The following is a 4,538-nucleotide window of genomic DNA, read 5'->3' as shown; positions in this document are numbered from 1 at the left end:
GGAGGTGGGCGGCGGGTCTCTGGCCGTGCCGGGAACCGCGGGCGGCCTTGCCGTCCACGGCCACCGACTTCGCGCCGCCGGGATCGGCGCCGGTCAGGTCGGCCAGGCCGCCGGGGCAGACCAGGCCGATGACCCGTCGGATCGTGGCGGCACTCGGCGCGACGCGCACTCCCAGCGCGCCCACCACGCGGGCACCCAGCCGGGCCAGGGCGTGCTGCGGTGCACTCGCGGACCACTGGCCGATCGCCGCATAGGAGCGAGCGCCCGCGATCACCGCGGAGGCGGCAATCAGCAGTACCGCCACGAACGGGTGACGCACTCCGCGCCGCCGGCGTGGATCGGGCAGCACCCGCAGCCGCTCGACCAGCGAGAGCCTCGCCACACCCTCCAGAGCGGGCGACTTCACGAGGCACACGGTGGCAGACTTACGGCACATCGAAACTCCGGTGGTTCAGGGCGACTTGGGAAGGTCACCCCGTTCAACCGGAGTTTCGTTGCGTTCGTGACGGGCCCGGCTGGACCTCTCTGGCCTGCGGACTCACGTGATCACCAGGACTTTGAAATACCCCTGCCGCCCCTGCCGAGACTGATGCCCAGCAGACACCCGCCATCGTGAGAGCACAGGCCGCGGAGGGGAAACAAGGCTTCCGGGCAAACGCCGCGATCACCGATGAGGAGACGGCGCCCACAGAAACGAACGAGGAAAGGGCCCTCACCACCGTCGACCGCTACTACCTCGCGTGGATGAAGCACCAAAAACAGCGCGGCACCGAGCCCACAGACAAACAACTGTCCGCCTACCTCGCCGAGAAGGGTGTCAAGGGCCGCGGCGGGAAGCCGATCAGCCCGTCCACGCTGCGCAGATACCTCCTGTCCTTCCGTACCTACAACGTCTGGGCCGAGCACCGGATACGCGAGGAGACCCCCTCGGCCGACGCCGTCGCGCAGGACTGCGCAACACGCGGAATCACAGCCCAATACAACAACCCCCTCACTGCCACCGACATCACCAAACAAGCCCACGACTTCGAACGCCGCTGGAAAACTCTCGACCGTCAGCGTGACAATGCCCAGAGCTGACCGATTCGCGCTGAGGGAATTGTCTCAGGGCACCGCGCGGCCGTTTTGGCAACGCTCGCCGACGTCGTCCGAGCCCTCCGCGGCAAGCGGAACTTGGGACCGTCCGCCACATGACCGTGGACTGGGCCGCCTGCACAGGGGCCGGCCGGAGGATCCCGCAACGATGGTCAACAGGCGGCGTTGCGAGGGAGAATGGCCGCCATGACGTACGAAGGCTCCTCCATCGACCCGACCAGGCCCAGCATCGCCCGCGTCTACGACTACCTGCTGGGCGGCAAGGACAACTACGCCGTGGACCGGGAGATCGGCGACGTGTTCAAGCGCGACCTGCCCGGTTCGGTGGCCATCGCCTTCGCCAATCGCGCGGCCCTGACCCGGGCGGTCGGGGAGATCGCGAAGACAACCGGCATACGGCAGTTCATCGACCTGGGCAGTGGTCTGCCGACCGCCGACAACGTCCACCAGGTCGCGCAACGGCACGCTCCCGAGTCACGGGTCGTGTACGTCGACACCGATCCGCAAGTGCTGGTCCACGGTCGGGCGCTGCTGGAGAAGAACAATCAGACCCGGGTCGTCGCGGTCGATGTGCGCAACCCCGAAGGCATCCGTACCCACCCGGACACCCTGGAAATGATCGACTTCGGTCGTCCCGTGGCCGTCATTTTCAGCGCCATCCTTCACCACGTCAACGATGAGGAGGACCCGGCCGGCATCGTCCGGTACTGGCGCGACCAGGTGCCCTCCGGGAGCTACTTCTTCGTGAGCCACTTCCGTTCCGGAAACAACCCGGAGACGGCGGAGGCCGAGAAGGTCCTCCAGGAGACGTTCGGCCGCGGCCGGTGGCGCACCGACGCGGAGATCGCCTCCCTGCTGGACGGCCTGGAGATCCTCGAACCCGGGATCGTCCCCGCACCCCTGTGGCGTCCTGAGGAGGTCAACAGCCCGTGGAACAGCGGTGAGGAAAGGGAACTCACCGTCTGGGAGCGCCTCATCGCCGCCGGACTGGCCCGGAAAGCCTAGCCATGATTTCCCCGGTGACGATCGCCGGACAGTTGTCAGGTGGCGTATCCGCGCGACCGGGACGTCACCGGGACCAAGTCGTCCGGACTGATGCACTTCGTCACGAGCGGCGATCCCAACCGGCCGGGCCTGCCTACGTGGGAAACTCCATCCATGGTCTGTGACCTGCAGATTGTTGCGAATTGTCAGTGGTCGCCAGAGGGGTGTGTCAGGTTGGTGGACCGTGCTGTTGCGACTGCCCTACCTGGCCGTGTCGAGCGTGTTCGCCTTCATCCGGCTGCTGCCGATGAGCGCTGCGGACAAGGACATCGAGACCTTGACGCCGCGCCACCAGTTGGCTGTCCTGCAGCGGCAGATCGACAGGCCACGCGTCACCATATGGGATCTGGGGTCATACCTACGAACTATGGTCGAAGTCCGGTTTACAAACCCCAGACGCTGACCACGCCTCGGGCTGCGCCCGGTACTGCTTCAACCCACGGTTGTCATTGTCGGCCGAGAAGAACCTGAGCAGGGCGCAGTAGGTATTCCCGACCAGTGAGGTGGATCGCAGAGCTGGTGCACTTCTGCTGGTCCCTCCGCCGAGGTCCACCCCGCACCAGCTGCGGACCTGTGCCGTTCGGAAACTCATCGCTGCTGCTCGTACAAATCCCAGTACCGCTCAAAGTTCCACCTGGCCACGGCCGACTTCTGGCTGTTCGGCTCCCGCCGCGAGTCCTCTCAGACCGTCCTGGTGCGCACCGGCGAGCAGGACTCCGGCCCAGGTCCGGGCCTGTACGCGTGCGAGCCGTGCCGGGAAGCAGCGCGGGCCCATGCCGGTTGTCGAGCAGCCGCTGATTCGCTGAAGAGCGAGCATGCACACCGGAGTTCCCACCGTCGGCCTTCTGAAGGCGAGAGCGGCCGCCGTTGCGCCCCCAGTCCAGGCGTCCGCCACCCGCTCCCTTATGGCTTGGGGCTAGTCGATTTCTCCTCTGTCGAAGCCGACCCGTCCGGATTGGACAAGGCCGACGAAGGCAGTCCAGGCCGTAGCAGTGACAAGCAAGGCCGGACCCCGCTTGTTTTTAGAGTCGCGAATACCGACCCGGCTGGCCAGGTTTGCTATCTCGACACAAGATCCCCCCTGGCTGTCGCTGTAGGAGGACTTCTTCCACTTGCGTTCGGCGGCCACATCAAGGGCCAACAAATGAGTGTTAATGGCTACTCGATCTCTCGCGCTAGTTGGTGCAGGAATCCGGCTGTCGCCGAGGGCCCCAAAGCTTCGTCGCGCATGGCGTCGAACCTCCGGTTGTACTTCCAGACCTCACTCGGTTTGTCGGTGACCGTGATGGTGCCTGGAATGTCTGACTGGGCGATCGGGTCCACTGGAGCATCAAAGTCCAGCACCGCGAAGTTGATGTCGGCGCGGAAGGTGACGAGCTTCTGTGGGAGAACCTGAATCGTCACGTTATCGAGTGCGGAGAGCCGTTCGATCTCCTCGTACTGCTCCCCCATCACGTCAGGACCGCCGATCACGCGACGCAGGGCCGACTCGTCCAGGATGACCCGCAGTGTCAGCGGGCCGTCCTCGCGGGTGATGAGTTGCTTGCGTTCCATCCGCAGGCGAACGTTGTTCTCGACGAACGCGGTCGTGGTCTCCTCCACCGGCTTCGCCGCCATGAACTGGGCGCGCGCGTAGTGCTCGGTCTGAAGGAGTCCGAAAACATACATGGGCTGCCACGTTCGCACCTCACGCGCATCCGATTCCAACCCCACGTACATCGGCATGCCGGACGGCATCGTATCCCTGTAGGGGGTGTACGGGTCACGGCTCAGCGAGTCCCGGTGCAGGGTCAGGACGCTGTCACGGTCATCGATGTCGTCGACACCATACCGATCAAGCAACTTCTCCAGATCCTCCACGCGCGGAAGGCTGTTGTGCCCCGTCTCGACGCGGCCCAGCTTGGTGTCGCTGAAACCGAGTCCCGAAGCGGCCTCCTGGATCGTCAGGTCAGCCTTCTCACGCAGACGTCGAAGCTCCTTGCCCAATGCCCGCCTGCGGAATGTCGGACCCCGTCGTGCTGCCACCTCTGCATCCTCCCCGAAGCCGTGTCCACCCATGGCGCCCGCATGTGCCGAGTGTCCCACTCCCAGCCCCCCCTTCGACAAGCCATGCAGGTGCACTGGCATATTCCAGTTTTCCTGTGTTTGCAGATTTCCTTGCAGGTTAATTCTCAGATGCAGCACGGTGGTTGTGCGCGCCGAACCGGACATCCCGTTCGGGCTCGGAGCGCACGGGACGTGACCAGCTGCGTGGCAGCTCTCTCCTGCCGAAGCGCCCCTTGCATGTGGCCCGTCTTCAATCGGGCCCTGTCAAGAGCCCTCGGCAGCCCGCAGGCGTCCCCTCCGCGACGGGTACGAAAGAAGGTGCGTGGCGATGCCCACGGCAGTGCAAGTCAGGC

At 65.2% G+C, this 4,538-nt stretch carries 7 protein-coding genes; 3 read left to right on the top strand and 4 right to left on the bottom strand.

What is annotated here, in order from left to right:
• Positions 1 to 406, bottom strand: a 406-nt coding sequence (locus tag ABZV34_RS37310; protein ID WP_356287076.1) for a transposase family protein, incomplete at its 3' end; no start/stop codon positions are given.
• 206 nt (positions 407 to 612) lie between these two features.
• On the opposite strand from ABZV34_RS37310, the gene ABZV34_RS37305 reads away from it, so the two are divergent.
• The 3 genes from ABZV34_RS37305 (at position 613) to ABZV34_RS37295 (ending at position 2,542) form a co-directional block, all read left to right on the top strand.
• Positions 613 to 1,080: a hypothetical protein gene (locus ABZV34_RS37305; protein WP_356287073.1), complete on the top strand. Its 468-nt coding sequence runs from the start codon at positions 613 to 615 to the stop codon at positions 1,078 to 1,080.
• 201 nt (positions 1,081 to 1,281) lie between these two features.
• On the top strand, positions 1,282 to 2,100 hold the full coding sequence (locus ABZV34_RS37300) for an SAM-dependent methyltransferase (RefSeq protein ID WP_356287070.1): 819 nt from the start codon (positions 1,282 to 1,284) through the stop codon (positions 2,098 to 2,100).
• Positions 2,101 to 2,323: 223 nt separating this feature from the next.
• On the top strand, positions 2,324 to 2,542 hold the full coding sequence (locus ABZV34_RS37295; protein WP_356287068.1) for a hypothetical protein: 219 nt from the start codon (positions 2,324 to 2,326) through the stop codon (positions 2,540 to 2,542).
• Between the two features lie 219 nt (positions 2,543 to 2,761).
• Here ABZV34_RS37295 and ABZV34_RS37290 read toward each other — a convergent pair whose 3' ends face one another.
• The 3 genes from ABZV34_RS37290 to ABZV34_RS37280 form a co-directional block, all read right to left on the bottom strand.
• Complete coding sequence (locus ABZV34_RS37290) at positions 2,762 to 2,956, bottom strand: hypothetical protein (protein WP_356287065.1); 195 nt, start codon at positions 2,954 to 2,956, stop codon at positions 2,762 to 2,764.
• 99 nt (positions 2,957 to 3,055) lie between these two features.
• Entirely contained in the window at positions 3,056 to 3,268 is a 213-nt protein-coding gene (locus ABZV34_RS37285) for a DUF397 domain-containing protein (protein ID WP_356287079.1), read from the bottom strand.
• 29 nt (positions 3,269 to 3,297) lie between these two features.
• Entirely contained in the window at positions 3,298 to 4,350 is a 1,053-nt protein-coding gene (locus tag ABZV34_RS37280) for a helix-turn-helix transcriptional regulator (protein ID WP_356287062.1), read from the bottom strand.
• Positions 4,351 to 4,538: the final 188 nt, after the last annotated feature.

It is taken from the genome of Streptomyces sp. NPDC005195 (assembly GCF_040608315.1).
Classification (GTDB): Bacteria; Actinomycetota; Actinomycetes; order Streptomycetales; family Streptomycetaceae; genus Streptomyces; species Streptomyces kaempferi.
The sequence above is the reverse complement of the archived record's forward strand: the minus strand, read 5'-3'. Positions and strand labels throughout refer to the sequence as shown.

Coding starts and splice junctions, on each gene's coding strand:
- ABZV34_RS37300 (WP_356287070.1), top strand. CDS start 1,282: ATGACGTACGAAGGCTCCTCCATCGACCCGACCAGGCCCAGCATCGCC.
- ABZV34_RS37290 (WP_356287065.1), bottom strand. CDS start 2,956: ATGCTCGCTCTTCAGCGAATCAGCGGCTGCTCGACAACCGGCATGGGC.
- ABZV34_RS37280 (WP_356287062.1), bottom strand. CDS start 4,350: ATGTCCGGTTCGGCGCGCACAACCACCGTGCTGCATCTGAGAATTAAC.